The 1,097-nt window shown below is 55.0% G+C and carries 1 protein-coding gene; it reads right to left on the bottom strand.

The window, feature by feature from the left end:
- Positions 1 to 32: 32 nt before the first annotated feature.
- The gene (locus tag AACY42_RS28480; RefSeq protein WP_339483836.1) at positions 33 to 980 is read right to left on the bottom strand and encodes an IS110 family transposase; all 948 of its coding nucleotides are present in this window, start codon (positions 978 to 980) and stop codon (positions 33 to 35) included.
- Positions 981 to 1,097: the final 117 nt, after the last annotated feature.

Genomic DNA, 1,097 nt, shown 5'->3' with positions numbered 1-1,097 from the left:
CTGTGGGAGATTCTATGGTGCAGGGCTACCCCTTAAATGCCCTTCGGTAAGTATTCGCTCTGGTTCTTCAGCAGGGCGAATACTACTCGGGCAAGCTTGCGGGCCAGTGCCACTAATGCTTCGGTTGTGCTGAGTCCCCGGGCCCTCAATGCCTCATAAAAACCCTTCCATGCCGCTGTGCGCCTCGCCGACATCGCGGCGTTATGCATCAATCGACGGGCCTCTGGGTCACCTCGCTTAGACAGGCAGCGGCGTCCCTTCTTTTTCCCTGAGTCCGATATACGCAGGTCTAGGCCCAGAAAAGCGATGAAGGCATCGGCATTTCTGAAATCCCCACGCTGAAACGACGTGAGCAAACGGGCACCGTTCAACAGGCCAATGCCTTCGACTTTCATACAACGCTTGAGCTGAGCGCCCAAGCCAGCGGCTTCCAACTGCGTCTGGATTGTTTTCTCGAGCAAGATCTCCAGTCGTTGCATGGCCTTTATCTGGTTCTCAAAGGCCTTTTTGAGCAACGGTTCGTTTGACCAGCTTTGCTTGAGGCTGACGCGCGCCTGAACCAAAGCTGCCCGGCGCCGGAAAAGGCTTACAAGCCGGCAATACAGTGGCGATGGCGGGGTCCACGGGTGCAACTGGTGGCCTTCGTTGTTCAAGTAGCGAGCCAACAACCGAGCATCCAGCGCATCGGTTTTAGCGCGAACTTTCACACCTTTGCGGTAATGGCTGAGCTCGTAGCCGCCGATCATGTAGATCACACAGCCTTGCGCATAAGCCAGGTCGGCGAATTCCTGATGATAGATATTAGTGGCTTCGATGGCGACATCCACTGGCGCGGGCAATTCCTTGAGCCACTTCTTGATCGCTGCTTTGGTGTTGGGGATCGCTTCCAGTCGATCTGTTTCTGCGTGATAAATCACCAACTCATCTTTGGCGACATCAACACCCACGATCGGCTTTGCGACAGAAACCGGCATTGCCATTGAAAATCCTCCGGGCTAAGGTTTGAACACTTGAAGGGTTCACCCAGAGGCGCAGGCTTGTTCCTATCGTCGGTCTAGGCCAGATGCATTCTTTATCGGCGCTTGGGTGAAAGGAGG

This window comes from Pseudomonas sp. RL_5y_Pfl2_73 (assembly GCF_963970515.1).
In the GTDB taxonomy this organism is placed as follows: Bacteria; Pseudomonadota; Gammaproteobacteria; order Pseudomonadales; family Pseudomonadaceae; genus Aquipseudomonas.
Note: the sequence above shows the minus strand (reverse complement) of the source record. Positions and strands in the feature narration are given on the sequence as shown.

Excerpts from the sequence above, each read along its gene's own strand:
- AACY42_RS28480 (WP_339483836.1), bottom strand. The coding sequence starts at position 980 with ATGGCAATGCCGGTTTCTGTCGCAAAGCCGATCGTGGGTGTTGATGTC.